This is a genomic window from Bacillus sp. FSL L8-0199, from assembly GCF_038005705.1.
GTDB lineage: Bacteria > Bacillota > Bacilli > Bacillales > Bacillaceae_G > Bacillus_A > Bacillus_A cereus.
In genome coordinates this window covers 574,325-600,079 of record NZ_JBBOTS010000001.1, presented here as the reverse complement: position 1 = coordinate 600,079, position 25,755 = coordinate 574,325, and the positions used below count along the sequence as shown (strand labels likewise).

Sequence of the window (25,755 nt, the reverse complement as noted above, 5' to 3'; positions counted from 1 at the left end):
TCCACCAATTTTCAAACCTCATACAATTCTAAAGGTAAACCATCAGGGTCTTGGAAAAAGACGAATTTCTTCCCCGTTATTTCATCAATACGGATCGGTTCGGTCTCAACACCACATTGATTTAAATGCTTCACAGCTTCTTCTATATTTGTAACAGCAAATGCTAAATGTCTAAGACCGGCTGCTTCTGGAAAACTTTTGCGCTCAGGCGGATTTGGAAATGAAAATAATTCGATTTGATACTCTTCTCCTACACATAAATCTAATTTATAAGAATCTCGTTCCTTTCTATATACTTCATTCATTTCTTTAAACCCTAATATTCTAGTATAAAAATACTTTGACGTCTCATAATTCGAACAAATAATTGCAACGTGATGCACTCTACATATATTCATACTCTCTCTATTCCTTTCTTTACCAAAGATGCATATTCTCCCTTGAAATGAAAAACATATATAGCAGAATATCTCTTTTAGGGGGCTTACCATGAAATTCATTACTTTTTTCGTCGGACTAATTGTTGTTTTCTTGCTCGCTTATATTGCTAGCAATAATAAGAAGCATATTAAATTTAAACCAATTTTTATCATGCTTATTATACAGTTAATTTTAACCTATTTACTATTAAATACAGAAATCGGCCTCATACTTATTAGAATCATTTCCAGTTTGTTTACAAAGCTACTCGAGTATGCTGCTAATGGAATAAATTTCGTATTTGGTGGTCTTGCAAATAAAGGTGAAATGCCATTTTTCCTTACTGTATTATTACCAATCGTCTTTATTTCTGTTTTAATTGGTATATTACAACATTTCAAAATACTACCATTTTTCATTCGTTGGATCGGGTACTTTCTTAGTAAAATAAATGGTCTTGGGAAATTAGAATCTTACAACGCTATCGCCTCTGCCATTGTCGGCCAATCAGAAGTTTTTATTACAGTAAAAAAGCAATTAGCTCAAATCCCAAAACACCGTCTTTATACACTTTGTGCCTCCGCTATGTCAACCGTATCTATGTCTATCGTAGGTGCCTATATGACAATGATTGAACCTAAGTATGTAGTAACTGCACTCGTTCTCAATTTATTTAGCGGTTTTATTATCGTACTCATCATTAACCCTTACGACGTTAAAGATGACGAAGATATTTTAGAAATCAAAGGTGAAAAACAAAGCTTTTTTGAAATGCTTGGAGAATACATTCTTGATGGTTTTCGTGTAGCCATTGTTGTCGGCGCTATGCTCATCGGATTTGTTGCCTTAATTAGTTGTATTAATGACTTGTTCCTCATTATATTCGGTATTACGTTCCAACAATTAATTGGCTACGTATTTGCACCTATCGCATTCCTTATCGGTGTACCAAGTTCTGAAATTGTAGCAGCTGGCAGCATTATGGCAACGAAGCTTGTAACGAATGAATTTGTCGCAATGATGGACCTTAGTAAAATTTCTAATAGTCTTTCTCCCCGTACAGTTGGTATTATTTCTGTTTTCCTTGTATCTTTTGCCAATTTTTCTTCCATTGGTATTATTTCAGGTGCGGTAAAAGGACTAAACGAAGAACAAGGAAACGTTGTTGCGAGGTTTGGCCTTAAATTACTATATGGAGCTACTCTCGTTAGTATTTTATCTGCAATTATCGTAAGCATTATGTTGTAATTAGGTAAAATTTTATCATTTTCTTATCCCTATCTTTTGTATACAATAACGAATAGGTGTCTTATAAAGTGAAACTTTAATCAGAGTGGGGCTATCCCCACTCTGATTATTAGCCTTCACCAATCGGGTATTTACGGGCAGTTATCTCCCACCTAACTTCATTGTATTCACTGGACTTTGAGGTGGGCGTTTTACTGCTCGTTAATACGGGATAAATAATCAAGACATCTATTTTTTATACATGTACAATCGCTTTTATTTAGCGTAAAATATTTTTTATGTGTTTGAATACACTTCTAAATGTATACACTTTGATAGTTTTAAAGGAGAAAAAATGATGAAATCCGACACGAACAACAATACGCGATCCAAAAAAGGACGCTCAAAGAAAAAACGCCTACTTTGGTTCCTTCTTATTCCATTACTAATTGTAGCACTTGGAGCAGGAGGCTACTCCTTCCATATATACAGTAAAGCAAAGTCCGTCTTAAATAATGCTTATGCTGAACTAGGTCGAGGAGATAAGTCCAGTAAACGTGAAAAAGCTGTTAAACCTATGACCGACAATATTTCCGTACTAATTATGGGTGTTGATGAAAGTGATATTAGGGAAAAAGGTTATGGAAAAGCAACTCGAACAGATGCGTTATTACTTGCAACAATTAATAAAAACGATAAATCCGTTAAACTTGTAAGCATTCCACGTGACTCACGCGTCTACATTAAATCACGTGATAAATACGATAAAATCACACATGCGCACGTATTCGGTGGTGTAGACAGCACAATTGATACGGTAGAGAACTTTTTAGATGTTCCAGTTGATTATTATGTAAAATTCAATTTTAAATCCTTTATTAAAATTGTTGATTCTCTTGGTGGCATTACTGTGGACGTTCCAGTTGAATTCACAGAGCAAAACAGTAAAGATGAAGCAGATGCAATTCATCTAAAAAAAGGACGTCAACATTTAAATGGAGAAGAGGCACTGGCACTAGCTAGAACTCGTCACATCGATAGTGATTATATGCGTGGCCAACGACAACAGCTTGTATTAGAGGCCATTGCTGAAAAGGCACTATCTCTTAATTCCATTAATAAAATCGGTGGCCTACTAGACGCTGTCGATAAAGACTTAAAAACCAATTTAACTTTTGATGATATGATGACAATTACAAAAAATTCAATGGATTCAAATTTAAAGATGGAAAAAATGCAAGTAGAAGGTACAGATAAATATATAGGTGGTATTTATTATTACGTTCCAAATGAAAAAAGCGTCGATACTATTTCAACTACCCTTCAAAAACATCTCGGTGTTACGAATAAAAATGAACATAAAAAATTATAATAAAAAGGCTGCTAGATCTTTCTAGACAGCCTTTTTATTATATTTTTCAACATATTTTTCATACACATTGTGACAAGAAGTGACAATTATTACAGCAATGTAACATTTTTTATGAAAACATTACACACGCAGTGAAAATAATAGTATACTAGTACGTACATAATGTTATTTTCATCATTTTTATACAAAAAATGTAATACATATATTTATACATAAATTTCTGGGGGGAAATAAATGAAGCTAAGTAAAATACTGATTGGTTCTGCAATTGCTGGGGGCATATTACTTTGTGTAGGCGGTGTTGGGGGATATCAATATGTATCCAAATTAAATAATCAATTAGATACTACTGCATTACCAAATACTACATTTGAAGGTATTTCTCTCGATGGAAAAAATAAGAAAGATATTCAAGCAATTATTAATCAAAGGGTAACTGAATTAGATCAAAAATCCCTTACCTACATATTCCAAAACGATAAACAAACTTACACATGGAAAGATTTAGGAGTAAATTATAAAGAGAAAGATATTATTGACAAAATCTTTAAAGAACAAGAAGGAAACGTAATGAATCGTTACAAAATGCGTAAGCAAGCTGAAAACGGTGAATTAAAACGTGACTATAAATTAACACCACAATTAAATGCAACAGCTTATGAAACCTTTATAAAAGATAAATATAATGAAACATTAAAAAATCCTGTTAATGCAGAATTAAGCATTGAAGGCTCAACAGTAAATGTTAGTCAAAGCCAAAACGGAGAAAAAATTGATAAAGGAAAACTAAACAGTTTAACAAACGAAGCTATTACTACTGGTAAATCAGATGTTACATTACCAGTTACATTCATAAAACCAGAACGCTCTACAGAAGATATACAGAAAATGGGTATTAAAGAAGTCATTGCTGAATATTCTACTCCAATGGCTGGCCGTAACGGAAATCAATCATTTAACGTAAATAAGTCAGCTAATACTTTAAGTGGGGTTATTGTGGCACCTGATGAAACATTTAGTTTTAACGGCCGCGTTGGCGTAACTGATGCTGCACATGGTTACAAATCTGCAGCAGTATATTCACAAGGTAAAGTAATACAAAGTGCAGGCGGAGGAGTTTGCCAAGTCAGTAGTACTTTATACAGCGCAGCTTTAAGGGCTGATTTAGGAATTGTTTCTCGAAGCAATCATTCTATGCCAGTAAATTATTTACCACTTGGGCAAGATGCAGCAGTAGCAGATTATGGTCCAGATTTAAAATTTAAAAATAATACAGGCAATCATATTTATATTCAAGCATTTTCAAATGGAGGTAGTATTACTACACGCATTTTCGGTACAAATACTGGTAAAAATGTTGAAGTTTCTTCTCAAGTAATTAGTAGAACTAGTGATAAAATCACAGCGGTTACGTATAAAAAAGTAACACAAAACGGGGAAGTAATATCAAATGGACAAATTTCAAAAAGCGTATATAAAAGCGCTCCAAAAGAATAGATAATATCAACCAAATAGCATAAAGAAAAAGGCGTGAGTAAATCACGCCTTTTTCTTTTGCAGTAATAGTAAAAAAGTTTCAAGATGATCTTTCGTTTCTTCTAAAGACCACATACGGTTTCCTTGCTTCGCAGCTAATACACACGCCTCTTCCCACGCGTTCTTTTTCTTCATATTTATTAATTCATCACGTAATTTCAAAACAATTTCTTCGTCTTCTTGTTCAATAAACTCTTCCATCACGCTTACTATTTCATCCTCATGAATACTTAACGTACAGTACGATTTAAGAAAGTATTGTAATGTCGTATACATAATGTACTCCCCCTTCTTATTTATCAGATGGATAAGAAGTAATAATCTTAAATCCTAATTCCCCTGACTTATCTCTTGCTAAAACAGTAACAGTTTTTACCAACTTGTCTTTTACACTCATATTTTTCTTTATTACCGTTTTTCCAACAGGGAATGAATGAGTTGTATTTATTACGAGACGAGCCTCTTTAGAATTTTTTAACCAATCTTGAATTTCCTTGTCATGTTGCTTCAAGCTATCTTTTACAGCTTTCGTCGCTGTTTCTTTATCATAGTATGTACTTGCGGCTGACACTTTATCTGTCTTCAAGCGATTCTTCAAATCCTCTTCTGACTTGCCTACATGTCTTTCAATCGTATGACCATTTTTAGGTGGTCCTTCCATTTCATCTAAAATATTATCACTAATTTTTTCTACCGATGTAGCTTGATTACCTGTCTGTTTCTCTGTTTTTTGTTCTTTTCCTGCACATCCACTTAAGATCAGCACTAATGCCAATAAACTACTGAAGAAAAGACTACTTATTCGTTTCATCATATCACCTCTTCCATGATTATTATCGCAACTTCACTAAAAGTCAATTTCACAACGAAAAAATCTATCAGTTTTCATTTTTTTCATCTATTTTTCCATATTTACCCGCGCAATTTCATCAACCCTCTATTTTTCGCCTTTTATAATATATACCCCCTATATTTTATAATTATTTCCCGAATAAAATCACCAATAATATAATTATAAAACTCTTTTAGACAAAGGTTTTTACACTGTTTTTCAAAACGATTTAAAATACCCCTATTTTTATATACCTAATACCCATATAAGGTATCAATACCCCTTCTTATCAACGTTTTTCTACATTATGTAAATTTTCCCTTGCCTATACAATCGAAATATGGTGTAATGCAAAAAAAGATAAAGGATTTTAAACAATGGCTGAAACGATTCAAAATTTCTTAACAGAATACTATTCAATCGCAATTCCACTTAGTATCTTAATTAACATCATCATTAGTCTTTTAGGTGTTATTCCTAGCATCTTTTTAACCGCCATTAATATACAGCTCTTCGGTGTAACAAATGGCACAATCATTTCGATCGCAGGTGAGGCCTTAGGGGCTATTATCTCGTTTTATATTTACCGCCTGGGCCTTCAAAAGTTCACTCACGATAAAGTAAATAAGTACCCAAAGGTAGAGCGTCTTCTTTATGTAGAAGGTAGAGAGGCCTTTCTACTCGTTCTATCGTTTCGATTGATACCTTTCATCCCATCAAGTATCGTGACTTTATTTGCAGCTCTAGGGAAAATGTCATTACTCTCCTTCAGTATTGCCAGTACAATAGGTAAAATACCGGCCTTATTGATTGAAGTATATTCGGCATACCAAGTCATGAACGGAACAAATGAAGCGAAGTGGGTTGTAACAATCGCAGGCGTTATTGGATTGTTTTATTTGTGGAAAAAATGGAGAAAAAAATAAAGAAGGAGCCTATGCTCCTTCTTTATTTTTGAGGTATTTTATTACTAGCTCTTCCTTAAAGCCTTAGTTTACACCAACAGCACTAAATGATTGCTTAACTGCTGCTACTTCAGCAGAATTTGCACCATATAAGTCTGCAGCAGCTTGTACTGCACCAGCACGAGCTTGACTAAATGTAGTAGATTGCGTGAAATACTGTGTATTTGCACGGTAGTAAATCGCACCTAATTTATCTTTCCCGATACCAGTTACAGTTACACCATAATGCGTACCACCATTTGCTAATAAATAAGCTTGTTTATTAATAATGCCGCTGTTTGTATGAACACCACCGTTATCACTTGAACCAGTGTAACGCTTAGAATAATGGTCTGGATCACCATACTTCGTAGGATCACTCATAGAGCGAAGTGCGTCTCCTGCTTTACCAGGTGTGTAAATATCTTCACCAATCTCCCAATCCGGGTTACGGTTATCATAGAATTCTACTAAAGTACCAAAAATATCAGAAATCGCTTCATTTAAAGCCCCTGATTCATTTTGATAAATTAGATTTGAACTATTTTCCGTAACAGCATGCGTTAACTCGTGACCAATTACATCAATTCCACCAGATAATGAAGTAAACGTTACACCATCACCATCTCCGTATACCATCTGTGATCCGTTCCAGAATGCATTGTTATAATTACTTCCGTAATGAACTGTCGATTTTAACGGCGCTCCTGCATCATTGATAGAATTTCTATTAAACGTAGCTTTATAGTAATCATATGTTTTACCTGCATAGTAATGAGCATCTACTGCTGCTGCATCATACGCTGCATTGAAAACATTATCTGCATCTGCCCATAATGTTCCTGGTAATGTTGAACGGTTTTTCGCATCATATGTGAAAATCGTTGCCCCGCGTGTATTATCTTGTAAGTAGTAAGATGATCCAGATAACGTTGTATTAAGCGACTTCGTATCTCCTAATACACCTTTACCAGTTCCTACTTTATTCGTTCCTGTTACAGGCTTTACAACAGCTTTCGCATCCTGTTTAGGAGCCTCTTGCTTAACTGGTGACTTATCATCATTCGTCACATGATCAATTGTATTAAACTTATTTAATACTTTACCGCTGTCTGCCTCAATGAAATAGTAGTAGTTTCCTGGGCTTGGATCTAAGAAGTTTAGATTTACAACATATGCATATGTTGTTTCCTCACCGTTTTGATATACATATAAGTCCGCTTTTGGTTCTACTTCATATTTCGGTGTTACCCCTAAATCTTGCTGCGCGATTTCAATTGCTTTTGCGCCTTCAATCTTATTTTTATTTTTCAACTTTTCCTTTTTGTCTAAATCAGGTGCAACTGTTCCAGACAATACTTTTAAAGAACCGTCTTTACTTACGTGAGCTACTTGAGTAGAACCCCATACAGGCACTCCTTCGTAAACTTGTTGCATACGTACTACTGTTGAATCAGTTACAGCATCTTTCTTCACTTGTTTCACTTTGAAAGAATCTTGTGCACTCTTTTCCCCTAGCTTGTAATCACCTTTTGCTGCGTTTAAGTAATCAAACACAACAGATTCTGCTTTCTTGCCAGTTGCTTCAGTTAGATCACCAGAAATAAACTCAGGTGACTGTACTGTCTCATTGTACTTCTTCGTAGAGAGCACATTTTTAGAATCCGCAAATGCAGAGCCTGTCCCTCCAAACGTTGTAACTGCCATTCCTGTCGCTAACACTAACGCTAAACTTTTCTTTTTCATGAACCTTCCCCCTAATAAAAAATTTTTTTGAAAAAGAGTAGTTTCATATTAGCATTATGTTTCCACTATTAATATACTAAAAATTCAAATAATTTTTTTCTCAAGTTTTGTAGAATTTTGAGGAACAAATATTGAAAAACCCCTTTCCGGTTGGAAAGGGGGGGAGATTATAAATTAACTTGTTCAACAGTTTTAGCTTGTTGACCAACAATATCAGGTTTACTGCTATATTGATGTATTCCTCCAGCAACTGTAAGAGTCACTATAAACGCCAATACTCCAAATACCATCTTTTTCATTTTTATTCCTCCTTATTATCATTCATTAAATCAATAACTAACCTATAGTATCGATTACTTTCTTCAAATCTCGATAAACTGGAAAAATGTTCTGCTAGTTCAACGTATACTTTCTTTAATTCTATTTTATTTCCTGCAGATTTATACAACGGGATAGCCTCATTTTCCAAAAATGCTTTATAATCTTTTGCTTCTTCAAAATATTTATATCTCAGCATTAAAAGCAAATATAATTTTGCATTAAATCTCTCTTCCTGTTTTGCTGCATCAATTCCCTTATCAATTAATGTCCTTGCCTCTTCCAACTCTTCTAATTTAATGCATACTAATGCCATTTCGTATATTGTATCTAAATAGTTTAAATCTATTTGTTTTTGAAGTTGTAGACTATCTAAATAATATTTTTTCGCTTGCTGATATTTGCCTTTTTTATAATAGATACTTCCCATATTACTTAAAGTAATAGCTAATAGTACATCCTTATCAGCAAAAGATGTGGCCTCTCTCAATATACTCTCATACATTTTTAAAGCTTCTTCATACTGACCTTTTTCTGTATAACTTACCGCAATAAGGATTTGGCAATTAATTATGTTTCTAAACTTATATTCACTACGAAATCCTTCTAATGCCATATTTACAAAATGAATTGCAAGATGATGAATATCTAAATGAGTATATGCAAGCGCTATATTATAATACAAGCCTGTTTCATGATACCCCTGTTCTTTGGCCATTACTTCTGTTTTTAATAAGTAATCTAGCCCATCCTTCCATCTATACTGTAAACAGCACAATAATCCTCTACTGTACATATATAACAACTTCTGAAATGGAGAATATTTTTTATATACCTTCTTCAACTTATCTAATTCTTCTTCGAGCGCAGAAATATCCCTTTTCATAATTAAATAACGTGTATACAGCAGTTTATAATAATTTATAATTTCAAAATCCAACACATGCTTCATTTCACCTTGCAACTCTTCATATATACGTTCTACTTGTTGCTTGTCCAAATGAACTAGTGCATTCAACCATTCATCCAGCTTCCCCTTCACATCTTCTTCTACATCTCTCAAATCCGTCACAGCAATTTCTAGTCTTGTGCAGAGCAATTGTAGAATTTCTTCTGATGCTTCAATCTTTCCATTTTCAATCTTACTTAAGTATGAGACAGAACAAATGCCCTGACATAATTCTTCTTGTGTCATTTTTTGCTGTAGCCGTTTATAAAAGACTTGTTTGCCTATTTTTTCTAATGTGTGTTGCATTGTCCTCCTCCATTCTCATTACCCCCATTACTCTAATAATACATAAAATCTGGAGAAATATAAATTGATAAATATAAATTTTCTAAAAAATATGCATAATTTCATTTTTTTCTCTCTTGACTTCACATCAATATCTCTTCTTTGCTACGAATGGTGAAAAATTGGTATACTATAACCAAATTATGGAGGTGTTCTCGCGATGACTCATTATAAAGACGATAGTTATGCCTTACATACAGACCTATATCAAATCAACATGGCTTATACATATTGGAAAGATGGTATTCATAATCGCCGTTCTGTTTTTGATTTATATTTTCGAAAGCTTCCATTTGAGAACGGTTACGCTGTTTTTGCTGGCCTTGAGAAAATTGTAGAGTACATAGAAAATTTCAGTTTTACTGAAAGCGATATCGCTTATTTAGCAGAATTACAATTTGAAGAAGAATTCCTTCATTATTTACAAAATATGAAATTCACTGGGACGATTCGCAGTATGCAAGAAGGTGAAGTTGTATTTAATAACGAGCCTTTATTACGTGTTGATGCACCACTTGGTGAAGCACAAATTATTGAGACTGCCCTCTTAAATATTGTGAATTACCAAACATTAATTGCAACAAAAGCAGCACGTATGAAACACGCTGCAAGTAATGATGAGCTTTTAGAGTTCGGCACAAGACGTGCCCATGAGTTCGATGCTGCCCTTTGGGGGACGCGTGCTGCCTTTATTGGTGGTTTCTCCTCTACAAGCAACGTTCGTGCTGGGAAACGCTTCGGGATCCCTGTAGCTGGCACACACGCTCACTCTTTCGTTCAAGCATATCGCGATGAATACGTCGCGTTTAAGAAATACGCTGAAACTCATAAAAAGTGCGTCTTTCTCGTTGATACATATGACACATTAAAATCTGGTGTTCCAAATGCAATTCGTGTTGCAAAAGAATTTGGGGATCGTATTGATTTCTATGGCATACGTCTTGATAGTGGTGATATGGCTTATTTATCGAAAAAGGCACGAAAACTACTAGATGAAGCAGGGTTTACAAATACAAAAATTATCGCTTCTAGCGATTTAGATGAATACACAATTATGCACCTTAAATCTCAAGGAGCAAAAATTGACGTATGGGGCGTTGGGACAAAATTAATTACGTCCTTTGAGCAACCTGCATTGGGGGCTGTTTACAAACTAGTTGCGATTGAAGATGCTGACGGAAAATTAAATGATACGATTAAAATTTCATCTAACCCTGAAAAAATTACCACTCCAGGACTGAAACGAATTTATCGTATTATCAATCGGGTTAATAATCATGCAGAAGGCGATTATATTGCGTTAGATTCTGAAGAACCTGGAAAAGAAGAGCGCTTAAAAATGTTCCATCCAATTCACACATATATAAGTAAATTCGTAACAAACTTTGAAGCCCGTGAACTGCATAAAGACATTTTCGTTAACGGTGAAAGAACATATGAACTACCAAGTATATTAGATATTCAAAAATATAATGAACAGAGTCTCTCTCTATTTTGGGAAGAATATATGCGAACTTTAAATCCTGAAGAATACCCTGTCGATTTAAGCCAAGAGTGCTGGGATCATAAAATGAATTACATTCAAACAGTTCGAGAACAAGTTGAAAAAAACATACAAAAGTAAACAGAGAAGTTTCCCCTTCTCTGTTTTTTCAATACTATATGGATATTTGTAAAAAATATATTAAAATAATAAGACGAATGTATTTTATTTGTAAATTTTAATATTGCACTATTTGAAAGTAAAATAATATTTGGTATTATTTTATTGAGTCAATTTCAACAAAATCACCAATAAAAAAGAGGACGCGGGTTGCGTCCTCTTTTTTATAAATCTTTCACTCGTAATACACGCATTGCATTTAACACTGCAAGTAGTGTCACACCAACATCTGAGAAAACAGCTTCCCACATTGTTGCAATACCAAAGGCACCAAGTAATAAAACGATCCCTTTTACACCTAAAGCAAAGATGATATTTTGCCACACTATACTTCTTGTGCGTTTTGCAATTTTTACAGCTGTCGCAATTTTTGAAGGCTCATCAGTCATAATAACGATGTCTGCCGCTTCAATTGCTGCATCTGATCCTAAACCACCCATCGCAATACCAACGTCTGCACGGGCTAATACTGGTGTATCGTTAATACCGTCACCAACGAAGGCAATTTTTTCTTTTCCGTGCTTCGCTACATCAATTTTTTCAATCTCTTCTACTTTTTGTTGCGGTAGTAATTCCGCATGAACTTCATCTAAGCCTAATTCTTTACCGACAGCTTCACCAACTGGTTTTGCATCACCAGTTAACATTACTGTCTTTTTAATACCTAGTTCTTTTAACTTTTGAATCGCTTGTTTCGAATCCTCTTTTACCTCATCAGAGATAACAATATAACCTGCATATCTTCCATCTACAGCAACGTGAACTAATGTACCTACTGTTTCTGGTTGCTTAAATTCAATATTTTCTTTTCTCATTAATTTTGCATTACCTGCAAAAATTTCTTTTCCTTGTACTTTTACGACTGTACCGTGACCAGAAATTTCGTTATAATCATCGATTATTTTTTCATCAATTGATTTTCCATATGCCTTTCGAATAGATTGGGCAATTGGATGGTTAGAATATACTTCAGCAAATGCCGCATACTCTAATAACTCTTCACTTGTAGTACCTTCGCTCGGTTCCATTTTTGTAACTTTGAAAACACCTTTTGTTAATGTTCCTGTTTTGTCAAAAACAATATATTTTACATCATTTAAAGCTTCTAAATAGTTACTACCTTTTACTAACACACCACTTTTAGATGCACCACCGATACCTCCAAAGAATCCAAGAGGAATGGATACAACTAACGCACATGGACAAGAGATTACTAAGAACACTAAAGCTCTATAAATCCACTCAGAGAATGTAGCTCCTTCTAAAATAAGTGGTGGAATAAACGCCATGATCGCCGCTGTAATAACTACAACTGGAGTGTAGTAACGTGCAAACTTCGTAATAAAGTTTTCCGTTGGTGCTTTTTTACTGCTTGCATTTTGAACTAAATCTAAAATTTTCGATACAGTGGATTCACCGAATTCTTTTGTAACTTCAATTGTCAACACACCATTTTGGTTCACAAAGCCACTTAATACATCATTTCCAACTTCTACTTCACGTGGTACAGATTCACCTGTTAATGCTGAAGTATCTACCATTGATGTTCCTTCAATTACTTTTCCGTCTAACGGCACTTTCTCACCTGGCTTAACGATAATATAATCGCCAATTTTTACATCTTCTGGTGATACTTGCTTCGTTTCATTTCCAATCTTTACATTCGCATAATCAGGACGAATATCCATTAATGAAGTAATTGATTTTCGGGAGCGGTTTACCGCAATACTTTGGAATAGTTCTCCTACTTGATAAAATAGCATTACTGCTACAGCTTCAGAATATTGTTGAATTGCAAAAGCTCCTACAGTTGCAATTGCCATTAAAAAGTTTTCATCAAATACTTGGCCACGAGTTATGTTTCTTATCGCTCTCCAAACGATATCTCCACCTATTAATAAATAAGCAAGGACAAATAACGGAATTGTTACCATTTGTGGTAAGCCCGCTAATGCAGCAATTGCTGTCAAAATTCCGCCGACCACTAATCTCCCTACCATCTTTTTCACATTTGCTTCACCATGATCGTGACTATGTCCGTGGTCATGACCGTTCTTCTCTTCACGAACAACTTTCACATCTGGTTCTAACTTTTGAACGACATTTGTTATATTTGCTACAGTCGCTTCTAGTTCTCTTTTATTCGCAACTTCTACTCGTAGTTTCTTCGATACGAAATCAACAGTTGCTTCTGAGACAGCTGGCATTTCCTTCACTTTATTTTCAATTTTCATTGCACAGTTCGCACAATCTAAACCTTCTAATATAAATACTTCTTTAGCAATTTTATTTTTTTGTTCTTCTTGAACTTTAATATGCGGTTCTAATTTTGTAACGAGTTGTTTTGCTTCCGTAACAACTTCGTTTTCTTTATTTTGTGCTGTTTCTAAGATCATTGTCTTTGTTGCGAAGTTTACAGAACAAGAATTTACCCCTTCTATATTCCCAACACCTTTTTCAATTTTCATTGCACAGTTCGCACAATCTAAACCTTCTAACATCAGTTTCTTTTTCACCAATGCTTCAGCCATCGTTCTCCCTCCTCGCGTTCTTTTATTCTTCTTCGTTTACGTGTTCAAACGCTTGCTCGAAGATATGAATTACGTGCTGGTCAGCTAACGAATAATAAACAACCTTTCCTTCTTTACGATTCTTCACAAGTTTCGCTTGCTTTAACACACGAAGCTGATGCGAAATAGATGATTGTGTCATTCCTAATAAATAAGCTAAATCACAAACGCACATTTCAGCTTCAAATAGCGCATGTAATATTCTCGTACGTGTACGGTCACCTAATACTTTAAATAGTTCTGCTACTTTACTTAAACTTTCATCAGTTGGAATTGTTTGTTTTACTTGCTCTACAACTTCTTCATGAATTATCGTTTGAGAACATGTCTCTTGTGGTGTTTCTACTTTATTTCCAGCCATTATAGCTCACCTCTTTAATTGAACATATGAACAATCATTCATATATCTTATACTCTTATTATATGAGCGTCCACTCATATGTGTCAATGAAATCTGAATTTTTTTTATGAACATTCCGTTCACATTTTAATAAGTCGTATACATATTTTCCGCACTCTCTATATTCTCATACAAAAAAGGATGCACAATTCGCACATCCCTTTTTACTTACTTTTCATTTTTCACCGCATCCACAATTAAAGAAACAAATCCTAACTGATTATCCCGATTTCTATGGTCAAAACGTTTCGAACGATAAATAAATCCATCTTTCTCATTCCAATCATTATAGTGAAACTTACCATTCTCATCACAGTATTCTAAGAGCATCACTTGAAAACCTGCTGATTCAAACATGGACGTGATTGTTTTATAGTTATGAACAATTTTATGGCTTGCTGCAGGATGATCTAATGGACCAGGTCCACCTACTTGTACCCCTTGCTGATATTCTTCATCTGGAAAAAATGCATCTGGTACTGCACAACGAATATATCCATTCTCTATTAAAAACTCATAACAAATTTTTGCAGCTTCAATTCCTTCTTCATATGATAAATGCTCCCATACATGTTCTGCCAAAATTACTGATAAAGAATTAGGTTGAAATTTATCAAGCCAAGTTTCTCTCCGTAATAAATTTAATTCTTCTTCATTCGTATGTAACCAACCAGGGTTATTATTATAACCCTCTGCTCCAACAACAACTTTTGTTTCTTCCATTATGCCCCCACCCTTTTTTCATATTCCGACATAAAAATTCAACAAAGTAATATACATCCCCTTTATTTCAACAAAAGAAAAAGCCTTGCGCGCTCCCTAGACGCACAAGGCTTACTATACTTATATCCCTTTTAATTAGCTTGTTCTAAATTATCCTGCGAACTTCCATCGTCTTTTAAATGACTATGTTTTTTCGAATAAACAAAGTATACAACTACTCCAATTGCTAACCAAGCACCGAAGTACATCCATGTTTTTAATGGTAGATTTACCATTAAGAATAGACAACATGCAATCGAAATAATCGGCAAGATCGGTACAAGTGGTACCATAAATCCACGTTGTAATTTTGGATGTGTTTTACGAAGAATAATAACTGACACACCAACCATCGCAAATGTTAACAACGCTCCAATATTCGCTAAATTCGACAATTCTTTTAAATCGATAAATCCAGCAATTAAAGCACTACCAATTCCTGTTAACCAAACTGTAAATGTTGGCGCTTCTGTCTTTTTATTAATTTTCGCGAAAGATTCTGGCAATAAACCGTCACGGCTCATCGCGAAGAATACACGTGTCGTTGCATAAATGTAAGCAAAAATTACTGCCATAATACCAATTACAGCTCCAATTGCGATTATACCAGCTACTTTATCTTGTCCTACAACTTCTAACACATATGCCATAGCTTCTGGTACATCTAATTCTTTATAAGAAACCATCCCCGTCATAACGAGACAAACTACAACATAAATGATTGTACAAATGACTAACGAAGCGATAATACCAATCGGTAGATCACGTTGCGGATTTTTTACCTCTTCAGCAGAAGTTGCTAATGCATCAAATCCTAAGAAAGCAAAGAATACTGCTGCTCCCCCCGCGAAAACTCCACTTAAACCGTACGGTGCAAATGGTATCCAGTTTTCTGGTTTCACGTAGAATACACCAACTGCAATGAATAAAACAACGATACCAATTTTAATTAATACCATTATGTTATTCACGCGTTTACTTTCTTTCGTACCTCTTGATAATAACCAAGTTATAACTAATGTAACGATAACTGCTGGTAAATTCACCATACCACCTTGAGACGGAATCGTTAGCAGTGCTTTTGGAATTTCAAGCCCTAATCCACTCACTAAGTTATGGAAGTAACCAGTCCATCCGCCAGCTACTGCGGCAGTCGTTACAACATATACGGATAGTAATGTCCATCCCATTAAATGAGCTACAAACTCGCCAATTGTTGCATATGAGTATGTGTACACACTACCTGAAACAGGAAGTGTAGAAGCAACCTCTGCGTAACATAATGCTGCAAATCCACAAACGATGGCTGCAATCATGAATGAAAAAATAACTGCTGGACCAGCATCTCTTGCTGCTACTAATCCAGTTAATACTAGAACTCCTGTACCAATTATCGCACCAATCCCTAGCATTGTTAGGTCAAATGCCCCTAGCGTTTTCGTCAAAGTTTTACTTTTACTTTCCCCTAACAATTGCGTAACGGATTTCTTTTTAAATAGGTTGGCCACGATGTATGCCCCCTTTTGCCAAGAAGAGCTAAGAGATCTTCACTCTTAGCTCTTATCATGTTGTTTTATATATTGTTCGATTTTGTTTTGTATAATGCTTCTATTAGCAAGATACTGTTTCTGCTTCTAATAATTCTTTAGCACCTTTGTACTCTACACCGTGAGCTTCTGCAACTGCTTCAAATGTTACATAGCCATCTAATGTGTTAATACCTTTTAATAGTGCAGTGTTGCCTAGGCAAGCTTCTTTGTAGCCTTTGTTAGCAATTTGTACTGCATATGGTACTGTTACGTTTGTTAATGCAAGAGTTGATGTACGTGGAACCGCACCTGGCATGTTTGCAACTGCATAATGAACAACGCCGTGTTTTTCATAAGTTGGGTTATCATGAGTTGTAATACGATCAGTTGTTTCGAAAATACCACCTTGGTCAATCGCGATATCTACAACAACAGAACCTGGTTCCATTGATTTAATCATTTCTTCTGTTACAAGTTTTGGAGCTTTTGCACCTGGGATTAATACTGCACCGATTACAAGATCAGACTCTTTAACAGCTTCTGCAATATTGTAAGGATTAGACATTAAAGTTTTTACTTGGTTTCCGAAAATGTCATCTAATTGACGAAGACGTTCTGCGCTTAAGTCGATGATTGTTACATCCGCACCTAGTCCAACTGCAATTTTAGCAGCATTTGTACCAGCTTGTCCACCACCGATGATTGTTACTTTACCACGTTTAACCCCTGGAACACCTGCAAGTAAGATACCTTTACCGCCTTTGTTTTTCTCAAGGAATTGTGCACCAATTTGTGCAGCCATACGACCAGCTACTTCACTCATAGGTGCAAGTAATGGTAATGAACGATTTTCTAATTGTACTGTTTCATATGCAATAGAAACAACTTTTTTCTCGATTAAAGCTTTTGTTAATTCTGGCTCTGGAGCTAAGTGTAAGTATGTGAATAAGATTAAGCCTTCACTGAAGTGTTTGTATTCGCTTTCAATTGGTTCTTTAACTTTCATAACCATTTCCATGTTCCAAGCTTCTTCAGCTGTATCAACAATTTTTGCTCCCGCTTCAACATACTGAGCGTCTGTGAAACCAGACCCTAAACCTGCACCCTTTTGAATGAATACTTCGTGATTGTTACGAATTAAATGTACAACACCTGCTGGTGTCATTGCCACACGGTTTTCGTTGTTTTTAATTTCTGCTGGTACCCCAATACGCATAATGAAATGCCCCCTTATAATTAACAGAAAAAAGAGATTCTTTTTTCTTTTTGTAATAATTAATAACTTATGTCCTTATTCTAGCATAACTTAAAAGTTATGAAAACGCTAACATACCATTTTTATAAAGTTTATATATTTAGAATAGTGTAAATATATAAAACATTGATTCTATTGGGGGTTTCGTGACATTTCATTATCTATCACTCTATTTTTATTATACCTCTTCAAAATAAACAGCAACCTTTTATTATTTGACAATAATTTAACAATGTAAGAAACCTAAGCGATAACGTATACATATACAGTTATTATTTTACTCAATACTTTAGAGATATATTCTTTTCAAAAAAAAAAACAGCTGCTAGCATTTAGCTAGCAGCTGGGTAACTTATAAATAACTTAGAAAATAAATCATCTGTCGTTTCAGTAATTTTATCAAACAGATCACTTTCTTCCGCTTCTTGCTCTTTTAACATCTTAATTGTTTCACGTGCATCTTCAGGGTAATCGGTTATGATACCATCTACGTTCAACTTATAATATGCCTTTAAATTTTCCATATCATTTACTGTCCATACGTAAATTGGTTTGTTTAACTTCCTTGCTTCTTTTACTAACTTCTTATTTAACATATATTCTTCTGCTACGTAAAAGTCAGCCTTCACATTCTTTAAGTTAGCTCTACTTGCATACAATATATACCCTACTTTTATATCTGGATTTGCACGCTTAAACTCTTTAATAAGTGGATAGTGTAACGTTTGAATTACACATTGCTTCTCAAATTCATTATCTTTAATCGTTTTTAAGACTTTGTTTACAAAATCTTTTTCGCCCCCATGAAGCTTCACTTCTATATTAAGTTTGATTTTGCCATTTGCTAGCTTAATGATTTCATCAAGTGTACTTATTTGTCCTGAAAGTCCATCTTGACTAAGGGTAAGCTGCCTTAACTCAGCCATCGTTAAATCTGACACATGCACATTGGCATTTGCGAGACGTTTCAGCTTCAAATCATGTATAACCGCTAGTTCACCGTCTTTCGTTTGTAATACATCTATTTCAGCGTAGTCTGCTTTTGCATCAATAGCACCTTGCACAGCTTCTTTCGTATTTTCTACACCTTTTGATATATACCCGCGGTGCGCCATAATAATCGGTTCTTTATATGAATTTGAAATAAACGTTACAATGAAAGCAACGACCATTCCGGCAGTAATAATTCCTACAATGTATACGCCAATGAATTTCCAACGATGTTTTTGGAAGAAACATTTATCTGCTTTCGTTTTCGAATAATCTAATCCTTCTTCTAATAAAACATCCTCAACCGGTACCTTTTGTAAGTATAATCGCGTAATCGCCATAATATAAAATGGCGTCACGATAAAGCTGAATAAATACAATGTGCTCGTTAAAAATACAGAAATCGTTGATTCAGCTAATAATGCAAATGTTCCTTTCGGGTTTGTAAATTCATAAACACCCCATAGGCACAATAAATATATTCCCAAAAACACGACATATACAATTCCAATTGAAATAAAAAATCCTACTAAAAAGAATAGTACTTTAAAAAAGCTTTCCTTTACTAAAGTTGCACTTTTACGTGCTGCCACGCGAAATGGTTTTTGCTCTAAAACAACAATGGGTAGAACGAAAATCCATCGAAGATTCAAATACGCGACTACAGCAAAGAACGTGTAATAACCAACTTGTCCCATCGTTGTCTTAAAAAGTTCTCCTGTAATAAAGTTAGGAATTTGAATTTGCGGGATTAACGCCGTTTCATATCCCATATTTAAAAGAGGCAACAATACGACAGCATATAAAATAAATCCTGGTAAGCAATATGTGAAAAGAGTAGGTAAATACGTTACCGTTTTATATAAAATCGGACGTAATTTCACCTTCTGTCTTTTATGAGCGAAATACGAAATAATAATAAGCACCGCAAATTCTGTAAAGATAAGAAACAGTGCTAACAATGATAAAATTACGATTGCTAAGATGCCATAAGGCGTCTTTAAAAACGCTAATAATTCATCATTTGTCGCATTTGCATAACCAGCAAAATACAATAACTTATTAAAAATGATTCCAAATAGTGGAACAAACACAATCGCTGCTAATAATTTATAAGCAAGTTGAAAAGTTAATACATTCCAAAAAGCAAATTTAACTGTTTGAAAGGAATGTCTCATTACTCCTGGTATAGATAGTTTTTTACGGTGTTGCATATATTCCTCCAAATTCTAAAACGGTATTTGAGATGGATTCCATATTTCAAGTTCTAATCCATCTTTTTAATAATAATATATTCCGCTTAACATGAACACTCTTATACATATAATGAAAAAAGTGATGGCTACTTCCCATCACTTTTTCATTTATTCTATTTTTTCTCTAGGCCTTGTCCAAATGCTTTCAAGAAGCTAAAACCGAATGTAATAGCTCTATTGATATCTGGATCTTTTAATACTTTAAAGAAATCCATTACTTTTGTTTTTTTACCACTATTTAATTCATCTGTTGCAAATTGCAATCCTGTAACTAAACTTGACGTAATTTGCTTCGTTATTTCTGGATCAACTGAAGATAACGCTTCTCCTGCCCCCATCATATTGTTGAGTGCATTTTTAACTGGTTCACGATTTAATTGCTCCACAGCGATTTTTGAAACATCTTCCTTCGCAGCAAGTAAACTAATTGCTGCATCTAATATACCAGCCTTCTGCAACTGTGCTAAAAGCTGCATCGTTTCTTCTACTGCTTCACGATTATTAGATAACTCATTTAGAAGTTCATCTGCTACTTGCTGTTTCTGTTCTTCCTCTGTTACAACTTTCTTTTTAATTACAGTAATTTCTTTCGCCACTATCTCCGCCCCCTAGTCCACAAGTGATACGTATTGTTTTCTTTGCCATTTTTGCTGGATTTCAACACCATTTTGCGGATTACGCTTTTTATCTCTCGGGTTTGAAGATGGTAACGGACGATTCCCTTTTTCACGTAGTACACGCATCTTTACCATCGTTTGTTTATACGCTGGTGTACACGTATAAAGATCTGTCGCCGTTCCAGTTAAAATATTGATTGCCTCTTCATTTACTGTTGCATGCATCGGTAAATATAGCTCTTTCCCCGTTACACGATCTGTAACAAGTGCCTGTACTTTAATTTTCCCAAATGGTGATGCTAATTCTACAAGACCACCATCTTTCACATTGCGCTCTAGGGCAAGTTCCGGGGAGATTTCAACGAACACTTCAGATACTTTAGATAAAATACCAGCCGATTTATTCGTCATATTCCCTTCATGGAAATGTTCTAACATACGTCCATTATTTAAAAGTAAATCATACTCATCTGGCGCTACAACTGGTGGTATCCATTCATCTAATGATAAACGAGCGAGTTTATCTGGGAAGTTAAATCCGTCTACATATAATAGCGGTGTATCGCTACCATCATGACTACCCCAACATAAACTATTCCATCCTTCTAGACGGTCGTACGTTGCTTGAGAGTATAACGGTGCAAGTGACGCGATTTCGTCCATAATTTCACTTGGACTTTCATAATTCCAATCCCCGCCTAGTGCACGAGCAACTTTTTGTAAAATCCACCAGTCTGGTTTTGAATCACCAAGCGGCTTCAATACTTCATATAATCTTTGAATGCGGCGCTCTGTATTTGTAAACGTTCCTTCTTTTTCTAAGCTTGGTGCCGCTGGTAAAATAACATCAGCAAAACGAGCTGTTTTCGATAAGAACATATCTTGAACAACAAGGAAATCTAAATTCGCTAAAATATGTTGTACATGGTTGGCATTCGAATCTACTAAAGCCATTTCTTCACCCATAACATACATACCACGCAGTTTTCCTTCATCTGCCGCAAGTAACATTGCAATATTATTTAAGCCTGGTGCTTTCGGAATTGTAGTACCGTATGCTTTTTCAAATTTCGCACGGAGCGCATCATCTGAAACCGCTTGGTAACCTGGAAGCCAGTTTGGTAATGTTGCCATATCACAAGCGCCTTGTACGTTATTATGTCCGCGTAATGGGTATGCTCCTGCACCAGGACGACGATAGTTACCCGTAACAAGCAATAGATTTGAAATTGCTGCTGAAGTTGTACTTCCTCCAGTATTTTGAGTTACACCCATTCCCCAAAGTACACAAGTACCATCTGCTTCATATACCATACGAGCCATTTCTTTCAGATTTTCTTTCGAAATCCCCGTGATTTCTTCTGTATAATCAAGCGTATACTTTTCTACCATTTTGCTATATTCATCAAAATTCTTCACATTTTCAGCTATGAACTTTTTATCGTGCCAATCTTGATCAATAATATATTTCGTAATACCAGCGAGCCATACGTAATCAGTTCCTTGGCGCGGATGAATGAATAAATCCGCACGCTCTGCCATTTCATGTTTACGAAGGTCTGCCACAATTAATTTTTGGTCATGTAATTTATGTGCACGTTTTACACGCGTTGCAAGTACAGGATGTCCTTCTGTTGGATTTGCTCCAACGATAATGACAAGGCCTGCTTCCGCAATATCTTTCACTGTTCCAGCGTCCCCGCCCATACCGACAGTTTTAAATAAACCGTCTGTTGCTGGAGATTGACAATAACGGGAACAGTTGTCTACATTATTTGTTCCATATATTTGACGGGCTAGTTTTTGCATAAGATAATTTTCTTCATTCGTTACTTTCGAAGAAGAAATAAATCCAAATGCATCACTTCCATATTCTGATTTAATATGCTGCATATTGGATGCAACAACTTCAAGAGCCTCTTCCCATGAAGCTTCAACAAACATATCTCCTTGGCGAATTAATGGCTTCGTAATGCGATCTTCACTGTTTACAAAATCCCATCCAAATTTGCCTTTTACACATGTGGAAATACCGTTAACCGGCGCATCTGAAACAGGCTGTACTTTCAAAATGTGGCGGTCTTTCGTCCATACTTCAAATGAACAACCTACACCACAAAATGTACAAACTGTTTTTGTTTTATTCACTTTCGTCTTACGCATCGCAGCCTCTACTTCTGAAACTGCTAAAATACTACTATATCCAGGTTCTACATCCTTTACAAAATCAATCATCGGATCTAACACATCCGGTTTCAATCCTGTCATGAATCCAGCTTCACCCAGCATTGTTTTTTCCATTAACGCATTACATGGACATACTGTTACACACTGCCCACAACTTACACAAGATGAGTCATTTATACTTACACCATTGTCCCATATAACACGTGGACGGTCTAAGCTCCAATCAATCGATATAGTTTCATTCACTTGTAAGTTTTGACATACTTCTACACACTGCCCACAAGCAATACATTGATTTGGATCATATCGATAAAATGGATGTGACATATCCACTTCACACGCACTTACTTTCGGCTCATACGGATATTTCTGTTCCTCAATTCCCATCATATGTACTGTATTGTGGACTTTACAGTTACCATTATTGTTATCACAAACAGTACAATACAATAAATGATTCTCTAATATCCGATCCATTGCCTCAGTCTGTGCCTCTTTTGCACGCTGGGACTGTCTTTCAATATGCATACCATTCTCTAATTTCGTTGAACAAGCACGCATTAACTTCCCATTTACTTCTACAATACACGTATCACAAGTTTGAATTGGATCTACTTCTGGTACATGACAAATTTGAGGATGTTCCAAATTACTCTCGTTAAATAATTGTAGTATCGTCTTTTCACCTGATGCAAAAAATTCTTTACCATCGACGGTTACACGGACTGTCTGTTCTGCCATAGTTTCCCCTCTCCTTACAACCAACTGTACAACACAATTATGAATCCGTTTTCAAAATCGCATTACTGTACATATTTTTGAAACGCTCTACCCAAATACTTTCTTATGAAGTCGATTCTAGATGTTATAAGGTATAACTACGAAAGCTTGAAATTATCACTATTCTACAGTTCTATTATATCGTACATATACAATAATAACCAAAATAATCTGTGATCTTCTTGTTAATAGGTGTTTTTATTTTTTCCATTGTTTTATGATAAATGTGGGAGAGAAATACATATAAAAGGGGAATTTAATATGGGGCCTACGCAAGAGACTTATACAATTGTACGCTATCAATCTGGTACATTTTCAAAACAGCTTGATGAGATTGTTACAGAATCTCCTATTACTATTAAGTTGAATGGTGAAGAATATGTAACAGTCGTATGCACACCAAATTATATTGAAGATATGGTAATTGGTTTTTTAATTTCTGAGGGGATTATTTCTTCCTATAAAGATGTTGAAGAACTATGGGTTCAAAAAGATAACGGAATTGTCCATGTAAAATCATCAAAAGTGAATCCGCTCTATCAAACTTTATATAATAAACGATACATCACTTCTTGCTGCGGAAAAGGTAGACAAGGTTTTATTTTCGTAAACGACGCAGCAAAAGCAAAAGACTTACATGATATACATGTAAAAATTACTCCTGAAGAATGCTTTCACTTAATGAATACCTTGCAACAATCTTCTACTACATTTCGCCAAACTGGCGGTGTTCACAATACCGCGCTATGTGATCGAAACAATATCCTCCTATCAAGAATGGATATTGGAAGACATAATGCATTAGATAAAATATATGGTCATTGTTTGCGTAACGATATATCCATTAAAGGAAAAATCATCGCATTTAGCGGACGTATTTCATCCGAAATTTTACTCAAAGTTTCAAAAATCGGATGTGAAATTGTTCTATCTAAATCCGCTCCAACAAAACTGGCATTGCAACTTGCCCATGATTTAGGCATTACAGTCGTAGGGTTTATTAGAAATGAATCTTGTAATATTTACACACATCCAAAACGAATTGATGGCTATCAATCCAATGTTTAAAAAATAACTCCTCAATCGAGGAGTTATTTTAGTTATAAAAATGTAACATATTAAACACTTGAATAGTTAACAAAGTTAATATATAATTTCATTACATAATTAAAACAAAACATTGTAGCATATATCTTTTCATTCTTTTACAAATTAAAAGAGAATACTAACAAAACATATACTCAATCTTATAAAAGTAATGGATTTATTTGAAATCCACCAGGGAGGTTACAACTATGGAAATTCGCTTATTAACAACAGAGGACGCAGAAATATATTTAAAAGTTTGTATGGAAGGTTTAACGAAGAATCCGGAAGCTTTTAGCTCTTCTTATGAAGATGTTCTTAAACATGAAAATCCTGTGGCTGCTATGGCTAAACGATTAAGCAATCCGGATAAGTATACTCTAGGTGTCTTCAAAGATAATGATTTAATTGGTATCGCTACTTTAGAAACAAAACCATTTATTAAACAAGAACATAAAGCAAAAATTGGCTCCGTTTTTGTTTCCCCAAAAGCACGTGGTCTCGGAGCAGGACGAGCTCTAATTAAAGCAATTATTGAAAATGCCGATAAATTACATGTAGAACAACTCATGCTTGATGTTGTAGTTGGTAACGTTGGTGCAAAAAAATTATATGAGTCATTAGGTTTCCAAACTTACGGCGTACAAGAGCGTTCATTAAAACACAATGGTCAATATTGGGACGAGGAACATATGGTTTTGTTCTTAAATGATTAATACTTCAATATAAAGTGAAACTTTACTCAGTGTTTTTTTTCCATTCCCTACTGAGTATTAGTTGAACCAATCGGGCTTTTACGGGCAGTTATCGCCCACCTAACTCCCTCGCATTCGCTGAATTTTAAGGTGGGAGTTACTGCCCACAAATAGCGGGGTAGTTTTCCAAAAACATCTTTCTTAATAAGAAAGATGTTTTTTTGCATTACAACAATGTAATCTTCATGTCACCTTTATCGATCGTACCAATCCTTA

21 protein-coding genes are annotated in these 25,755 nt (G+C 35.0%); 7 read left to right on the top strand and 14 right to left on the bottom strand.

What is annotated here, in order from left to right; all coding sequences use genetic code 11:
• Window positions 1-11 precede the first annotated feature (11 nt).
• Window positions 12-398: an SMU1112c/YaeR family gloxylase I-like metalloprotein gene (gene gloA2, locus NST86_RS03080; RefSeq protein WP_001017685.1), complete on the bottom strand. Its 387-nt coding sequence runs from the start codon at window positions 396-398 to the stop codon at window positions 12-14.
• 91 nt (window positions 399-489) lie between these two features.
• On the opposite strand from gloA2, the gene NST86_RS03075 reads away from it, so the two are divergent.
• From NST86_RS03075 to NST86_RS03065, 3 genes are all read left to right on the top strand, one after another.
• The gene (locus NST86_RS03075; RefSeq protein WP_000668870.1) at window positions 490-1,668 is read left to right on the top strand and encodes a NupC/NupG family nucleoside CNT transporter; all 1,179 of its coding nucleotides are present in this window, start codon (window positions 490-492) and stop codon (window positions 1,666-1,668) included.
• A 334-nt stretch (window positions 1,669-2,002) separates the two neighbouring features.
• Window positions 2,003-3,019: an LCP family protein gene (locus NST86_RS03070; protein WP_140159032.1), complete on the top strand. Its 1,017-nt coding sequence runs from the start codon at window positions 2,003-2,005 to the stop codon at window positions 3,017-3,019.
• A gap of 234 nt (window positions 3,020-3,253) precedes the next feature.
• Window positions 3,254-4,516 carry a VanW family protein gene (locus NST86_RS03065; protein WP_000777362.1) on the top strand — a complete coding sequence of 421 codons (1,263 nt, stop codon included), beginning with the start codon at window positions 3,254-3,256 and terminating at the stop codon, window positions 4,514-4,516.
• Window positions 4,517-4,558: 42 nt separating this feature from the next.
• On the opposite strand, the gene NST86_RS03060 is transcribed toward NST86_RS03065, so the two are convergent.
• Both NST86_RS03060 and NST86_RS03055 read right to left on the bottom strand, forming a co-directional pair.
• Window positions 4,559-4,831, bottom strand: coding sequence for a hypothetical protein (locus NST86_RS03060; protein WP_000288803.1), 273 nt, complete (start codon window positions 4,829-4,831; stop codon window positions 4,559-4,561).
• 16 nt (window positions 4,832-4,847) lie between these two features.
• Window positions 4,848-5,366, bottom strand: coding sequence for an RNase A-like domain-containing lipoprotein (locus tag NST86_RS03055; RefSeq protein WP_000822699.1), 519 nt, complete (start codon window positions 5,364-5,366; stop codon window positions 4,848-4,850).
• Between the two features lie 398 nt (window positions 5,367-5,764).
• Here NST86_RS03055 and NST86_RS03050 point away from each other — a divergent pair, with 398 nt between their 5' ends.
• The gene (locus NST86_RS03050; RefSeq protein ID WP_000852232.1) at window positions 5,765-6,313 is read left to right on the top strand and encodes a TVP38/TMEM64 family protein; all 549 of its coding nucleotides are present in this window, start codon (window positions 5,765-5,767) and stop codon (window positions 6,311-6,313) included.
• Window positions 6,314-6,376: 63 nt separating this feature from the next.
• Here the strand turns inward: NST86_RS03050 and NST86_RS03045 are convergent, their stop codons facing one another.
• The 3 genes from NST86_RS03045 to NST86_RS03035 all read right to left on the bottom strand — a co-directional run bounded on the left by NST86_RS03045 (window position 6,377) and on the right by NST86_RS03035 (window position 9,650).
• Complete coding sequence (locus NST86_RS03045; protein WP_000730369.1) at window positions 6,377-8,077, bottom strand: M4 family metallopeptidase; 1,701 nt, start codon at window positions 8,075-8,077, stop codon at window positions 6,377-6,379.
• Between the two features lie 167 nt (window positions 8,078-8,244).
• Window positions 8,245-8,376: a quorum-signaling peptide NprX gene (nprX, locus tag NST86_RS03040; RefSeq protein ID WP_016112135.1), complete on the bottom strand. Its 132-nt coding sequence runs from the start codon at window positions 8,374-8,376 to the stop codon at window positions 8,245-8,247.
• Between the two features lie 2 nt (window positions 8,377-8,378).
• A complete protein-coding gene (locus NST86_RS03035) occupies window positions 8,379-9,650 on the bottom strand; it encodes a tetratricopeptide repeat protein (RefSeq protein ID WP_001164881.1) in 1,272 nt (423 codons plus the stop codon).
• A 199-nt stretch (window positions 9,651-9,849) separates the two neighbouring features.
• Here NST86_RS03035 and NST86_RS03030 point away from each other — a divergent pair, with 199 nt between their 5' ends.
• Entirely contained in the window at window positions 9,850-11,313 is a 1,464-nt protein-coding gene (locus tag NST86_RS03030) for a nicotinate phosphoribosyltransferase (protein ID WP_086423296.1), read from the top strand.
• Between the two features lie 203 nt (window positions 11,314-11,516).
• Here NST86_RS03030 and NST86_RS03025 read toward each other — a convergent pair whose 3' ends face one another.
• The 8 genes from NST86_RS03025 to fdhF form a co-directional block, all read right to left on the bottom strand.
• On the bottom strand, window positions 11,517-13,883 hold the full coding sequence (locus NST86_RS03025) for a heavy metal translocating P-type ATPase (protein WP_227593337.1): 2,367 nt from the start codon (window positions 13,881-13,883) through the stop codon (window positions 11,517-11,519).
• A gap of 22 nt (window positions 13,884-13,905) precedes the next feature.
• Window positions 13,906-14,283, bottom strand: a complete 378-nt coding sequence (locus NST86_RS03020; protein WP_000918378.1) for an ArsR/SmtB family transcription factor — start codon at window positions 14,281-14,283, stop codon at window positions 13,906-13,908.
• Window positions 14,284-14,490: 207 nt separating this feature from the next.
• Window positions 14,491-15,045 (bottom strand): class I SAM-dependent methyltransferase, encoded by a 555-nt coding sequence (locus NST86_RS03015; RefSeq protein ID WP_000393176.1) that lies wholly within the window; start codon window positions 15,043-15,045, stop codon window positions 14,491-14,493.
• Between the two features lie 131 nt (window positions 15,046-15,176).
• Entirely contained in the window at window positions 15,177-16,592 is a 1,416-nt protein-coding gene (locus NST86_RS03010; protein WP_001284890.1) for an amino acid permease, read from the bottom strand.
• A gap of 103 nt (window positions 16,593-16,695) precedes the next feature.
• Window positions 16,696-17,829, bottom strand: coding sequence for an alanine dehydrogenase (gene ald, locus NST86_RS03005; RefSeq protein ID WP_001219744.1), 1,134 nt, complete (start codon window positions 17,827-17,829; stop codon window positions 16,696-16,698).
• 371 nt (window positions 17,830-18,200) lie between these two features.
• Window positions 18,201-20,072 carry a glycerophosphodiester phosphodiesterase gene (locus NST86_RS03000; RefSeq protein ID WP_001164705.1) on the bottom strand — a complete coding sequence of 624 codons (1,872 nt, stop codon included), beginning with the start codon at window positions 20,070-20,072 and terminating at the stop codon, window positions 18,201-18,203.
• 155 nt (window positions 20,073-20,227) lie between these two features.
• Complete coding sequence (locus NST86_RS02995) at window positions 20,228-20,710, bottom strand: DUF1641 domain-containing protein (RefSeq protein ID WP_001040540.1); 483 nt, start codon at window positions 20,708-20,710, stop codon at window positions 20,228-20,230.
• A gap of 12 nt (window positions 20,711-20,722) precedes the next feature.
• Window positions 20,723-23,659 carry a formate dehydrogenase subunit alpha gene (gene fdhF, locus NST86_RS02990; RefSeq protein WP_000840636.1) on the bottom strand — a complete coding sequence of 979 codons (2,937 nt, stop codon included), beginning with the start codon at window positions 23,657-23,659 and terminating at the stop codon, window positions 20,723-20,725.
• 300 nt (window positions 23,660-23,959) lie between these two features.
• Here fdhF and fdhD point away from each other — a divergent pair, with 300 nt between their 5' ends.
• Together fdhD and NST86_RS02980 are read left to right on the top strand one after the other, a co-directional pair.
• Window positions 23,960-24,766 carry a formate dehydrogenase accessory sulfurtransferase FdhD gene (gene fdhD / locus NST86_RS02985; RefSeq protein WP_000529230.1) on the top strand — a complete coding sequence of 269 codons (807 nt, stop codon included), beginning with the start codon at window positions 23,960-23,962 and terminating at the stop codon, window positions 24,764-24,766.
• A gap of 227 nt (window positions 24,767-24,993) precedes the next feature.
• Window positions 24,994-25,500, top strand: coding sequence for a GNAT family N-acetyltransferase (locus NST86_RS02980; RefSeq protein ID WP_000405884.1), 507 nt, complete (start codon window positions 24,994-24,996; stop codon window positions 25,498-25,500).
• Window positions 25,501-25,755: the final 255 nt, after the last annotated feature.

What these genes read in the sequence shown, in the direction of transcription:
- gloA2 (WP_001017685.1), bottom strand. Translation starts at nt 398, where the DNA reads ATGAATATATGTAGAGTGCATCACGTTGCAATTATTTGTTCGAATTAT.
- NST86_RS03075 (WP_000668870.1), top strand. Translation starts at nt 490, where the DNA reads ATGAAATTCATTACTTTTTTCGTCGGACTAATTGTTGTTTTCTTGCTC.
- NST86_RS03070 (WP_140159032.1), top strand. Translation starts at nt 2,003, where the DNA reads ATGATGAAATCCGACACGAACAACAATACGCGATCCAAAAAAGGACGC.
- NST86_RS03065 (WP_000777362.1), top strand. Translation starts at nt 3,254, where the DNA reads ATGAAGCTAAGTAAAATACTGATTGGTTCTGCAATTGCTGGGGGCATA.
- NST86_RS03060 (WP_000288803.1), bottom strand. Translation starts at nt 4,831, where the DNA reads ATGTATACGACATTACAATACTTTCTTAAATCGTACTGTACGTTAAGT.
- NST86_RS03055 (WP_000822699.1), bottom strand. Translation starts at nt 5,366, where the DNA reads ATGAAACGAATAAGTAGTCTTTTCTTCAGTAGTTTATTGGCATTAGTG.
- NST86_RS03050 (WP_000852232.1), top strand. Translation starts at nt 5,765, where the DNA reads ATGGCTGAAACGATTCAAAATTTCTTAACAGAATACTATTCAATCGCA.
- NST86_RS03045 (WP_000730369.1), bottom strand. Translation starts at nt 8,077, where the DNA reads ATGAAAAAGAAAAGTTTAGCGTTAGTGTTAGCGACAGGAATGGCAGTT.
- nprX (WP_016112135.1), bottom strand. Translation starts at nt 8,376, where the DNA reads ATGAAAAAGATGGTATTTGGAGTATTGGCGTTTATAGTGACTCTTACA.
- NST86_RS03035 (WP_001164881.1), bottom strand. Translation starts at nt 9,650, where the DNA reads ATGCAACACACATTAGAAAAAATAGGCAAACAAGTCTTTTATAAACGG.
- NST86_RS03030 (WP_086423296.1), top strand. Translation starts at nt 9,850, where the DNA reads ATGACTCATTATAAAGACGATAGTTATGCCTTACATACAGACCTATAT.
- NST86_RS03025 (WP_227593337.1), bottom strand. Translation starts at nt 13,883, where the DNA reads ATGGCTGAAGCATTGGTGAAAAAGAAACTGATGTTAGAAGGTTTAGAT.
- NST86_RS03020 (WP_000918378.1), bottom strand. Translation starts at nt 14,283, where the DNA reads ATGGCTGGAAATAAAGTAGAAACACCACAAGAGACATGTTCTCAAACG.
- NST86_RS03015 (WP_000393176.1), bottom strand. Translation starts at nt 15,045, where the DNA reads ATGGAAGAAACAAAAGTTGTTGTTGGAGCAGAGGGTTATAATAATAAC.
- ald (WP_001219744.1), bottom strand. Translation starts at nt 17,829, where the DNA reads ATGCGTATTGGGGTACCAGCAGAAATTAAAAACAACGAAAACCGTGTG.
- NST86_RS03000 (WP_001164705.1), bottom strand. Translation starts at nt 20,072, where the DNA reads ATGCAACACCGTAAAAAACTATCTATACCAGGAGTAATGAGACATTCC.
- fdhF (WP_000840636.1), bottom strand. Translation starts at nt 23,659, where the DNA reads ATGGCAGAACAGACAGTCCGTGTAACCGTCGATGGTAAAGAATTTTTT.
- fdhD (WP_000529230.1), top strand. Translation starts at nt 23,960, where the DNA reads ATGGGGCCTACGCAAGAGACTTATACAATTGTACGCTATCAATCTGGT.
- NST86_RS02980 (WP_000405884.1), top strand. Translation starts at nt 24,994, where the DNA reads ATGGAAATTCGCTTATTAACAACAGAGGACGCAGAAATATATTTAAAA.